General features: G+C 49.1%; 1 protein-coding gene and 1 pseudogene. One reads left to right on the top strand and one right to left on the bottom strand.

Going from position 1 to position 3426, the window contains the following annotated elements; all coding sequences use genetic code 11:
• Positions 1-844, bottom strand: a pseudogene (locus BN161_RS23310) (tetratricopeptide repeat protein); the annotation flags it as partial.
• 676 nt (positions 845-1520) lie between these two features.
• Between BN161_RS23310 and BN161_RS23300 the strand changes: the two are divergent.
• Complete coding sequence (locus BN161_RS23300) at positions 1521-3347, top strand: DUF3945 domain-containing protein (protein WP_044270741.1); 1827 nt, start codon at positions 1521-1523, stop codon at positions 3345-3347.
• Positions 3348-3426 lie beyond the last annotated feature (79 nt).

Here is a 3426-nt window from a genome sequence, read left to right as displayed (position 1 = left end):
ACTCATGGTCATACATCCGGCGGTCGAACAGGTATGGCATGATAAGATAATTGTCCCGGTCATACTTCGGGGCGACGGCGAGGAACTGCTTGTAAGATTCCTCCGCTTCCCGGGTGCGTCCGAGGCGATTGAGGATTACGGCGTAATGGGCATACATCGCTTTCTTCTCCTTTTCGCCCAGTCCTTCCATCGGGGTTTCATTGCCGGTTTCTTCGGTCACCACTCTTTGCAGGGCTTCGAGTGTACGGAGGGCATCTTCACTCCGGAGGTCCAGTTCCTGAAAGGTGAGCAGGGTATTGTAGTTATAACGCAGGTTGTCATACTTATATTTATAGTCCGTCTGCTCCATCAGGTCGGCGGCACGCTGCATATAGTCATATCCCTTGTCCTTATTTCCCTGGTAATAGAGCATCTTCCCCATGTTGAACAGGGCTACGGACTGCATTTCTTTATTACCGCATTGCTCGGCCTTCTTCATCAGCATGTCCACGTACTGCGCTTTCTTGGTTTCATTGTGAAGGCAGTCGTAGCAGGAAATCAGGCGGTGTATCTGTTCCATCTGGCGGTTGTCGTCCAGCCGGACGGAATCGTTCTCCAAGGCGCGTCTGTAGAATTTCAATGCTTGGTAGTAGTGTCCCGTGTTGAAGTAGAGGTCGCCTTCGGTGGCATCCAGTCTGAAGTCCGGCAGGCTTTTCCGCTTGCGCAGCTCGTACATGATGCGCTCCGCCTTGTCGAAATCGGAGAAGGTGTATTCGTAGACGTGGTCGTCGGTTATCAGGCTGTCGGGCAGAGAAGTATTACCGCCAAAGGCACGGGTTCCGGCAAGGGTGACTGCTATAATCATCCATAGATAAAGGGGAATATGATAAAGGTTCTTCATGTTCAATTGCTTGGTGTTCATTGATAATCGTTTGCAAAAGTAGTATAAATTACGACTTTCTGAAACCAATCCTTTCAGAAAAGTTTTGCATTTATTACATCATCTTGCCTATTTAGAGACAAAGCAACCGTTATTCCCTATAATAAAGGAAAATCAAAAACGTTTTGTCTCCACGTTCAAGCCGGCGGTTTTTCAAAAGAATTTTCTTTGCGACTAAAGTCGGAGAAAATTCATTTGAAAAAAACGCTCCGACTACGTTTTTGATTTGACAGGAGATTATAGGGACTAACTGCGACCGACGCGACGCATGGCGTTGAATGAATGCGCCTCTTCTTTTGCCGGATTTCCTATAAATGATACAATGGTAATCCAATTTTCGCAATCTGTCCGCAGCAGGAAATATAAGTTTCCACAAGAAAGCAAGGGACTTCAGCTCCCTCTGCTCTGCATAGTTAGGCTTTGCATCACGCATCCACCTCTTTCTCGCTTCCTTTTCGCCTCTTCTTTCCCTCCTGCCTTTGACATCTGATGACATCCGATGACACGTGATTCCACCGATTTGAAAATCAGCATTTTATTCAGATTTAGCTTCTACATTTGAACTGTCAAACGATTCCATTAACCTCAAAAAGTAATGAATATGGCACAAGAAAAAGACATGAAAGAGAAGCCCAAGCGGACACGCAGGACACAGAAGCCCACAAAGGAAAAGCCGTATGTGGAGCAGCTCAATGAACTGCTGCTGGTCCACAACAAGAACGACCCGAAAAGCGGTGTACAAGCTGTCAGCGAGATTGACGGAAAGGGAAAGGCGAAAACGGTTCCGGCTGATGAGAAGAACGAGAATTCATTCCTGAAGTTCGACAAGCATTCCAGCATCCTGGAAAACTTCATCAAGAATTTCTGGAGCCAGCTGAAAGAGCCTACCCATTTCCGGCTGATACGCATGACCATCCATGATTACAAGCAGAACAAGCAGGCAATCAAGGATTTGTCGCAAGGCAAGGAGACGGATGCGGTGAAAGAGTTCCTCAAGCGCTATGAAATCCGTCCGAGAGAAAACAAGAAGGAACAGAGTACGAACGAAAAAGAAGAAACGACTATGGCTAAGAAAAAAGAACAGAAGCCGCAAGAGCAGCCGCAACAGACAACGCAGGCCGCACAGCCGCAAACCCAGCCTTCACAACCGCAGGAGCAGCAGGCTCCCCGCTACCGTTACAATGAAAACATGGTGGACTGGGCGTCCTTGGAGAGAATGGGTGTATCGAAAGCATCCCTGGAACAGCAGGGGCTGCTGGACTCCATGCTGAAAGGTTACAAGACAAACAAGCTGGTACCGCTGACATTGACACTCGGATGTGCCACCGTCCGCTTGGACGCGAGATTATCACTCATCAACCAGCCGGACGGACAGATCGGTCTGGGCATTCACGGCATCCGCAAGGAGCCGGAACTGGAAAGACCTTATTTCGGACACATCTTCACCGAAGAGGACAAGAAGAACCTGCGCGAAACGGGAAATATGGGACGCGTGGCGGAACTGAGTCTCCGCGGCGGAGCTTATACTCCCTGTCTGATTTCCATTGACAAGAACACGAACGAGCTGGTGGCCGTCCGTCAGGAAAACGTATATATCCCTCAAGAGGTGAAAGGCGTGAAACTGACCGCTGACGAGATACAAGCCCTGAAAGAAGGAAAGCCGGTATTCATGGACGGAATGATTTCTTCCAAAGGAAAACCCTTTGAAGCGACACTCCAATACAGTGCGGAACGCCGCGGACTTGAATATATCTTCCCCCAGAACCAGACATTCAACCAGCAGACACTGGGCGGCGTGCAGCTGTCTCCTAATCAGATCAAGATGCTCAGCGAAGGGCATACCATCCTTGTGGAGGACATGAAACGTACCAACGGAGAACAGTTCTCATCATTCGTGACGCTGGACAAAGTAACCGGAAGGCCGAATTATACCCGCCACAACCCGGAAACCGGGGAAGTCTATATTCCCAAGGAAATCTGCAACGTGCAACTCACGCCCGAAGACAAGGAGATGCTGCGCAAGGGACAGCCGATCTTCCTCGAAAACATGATCAACCGCAAAGGGGAAGAGTTATCTTCCTTTGTGAAACTGGACATGGTGACGGGAAGACAGCAGTATTCCCGTACGCCGGACGGCTTCAACGAGCAACAAGCTCCCAGAATTCCGGCAGAAGTTTACGGGCACGTGTTCACGGCGCAGGAACGGGCCAATCTGCAGGACGGCAAGGCGATTCTTGTTTCCGACCTGAAAAGCTCCAACAACAAGACGTTCAGTTCTTATCTGAAAGTCAATGCCAACACGGGGCAGTTACAATATTTCCAGGAGAATCCGGATATCCGACGTGACACCTCCCGACGGAATGCACAGGCGGAAAACAGCCAGAGCCAGCAACAGGAACAGAAAAAAGGCGCAAGACAAGCCGTCTAAGCCCTGCATGACCGCAGTAAAAAACAGAAATTATTCATGAACCTTTTTAATCCGAACGGATATGTTTCAGAACATCAAT

The sequence above is a fragment of the Bacteroides timonensis genome, assembly GCF_000513195.1.
GTDB lineage: Bacteria > Bacteroidota > Bacteroidia > Bacteroidales > Bacteroidaceae > Bacteroides > Bacteroides timonensis.
This window is presented reverse-complemented; position numbering and strand designations above follow the sequence as displayed.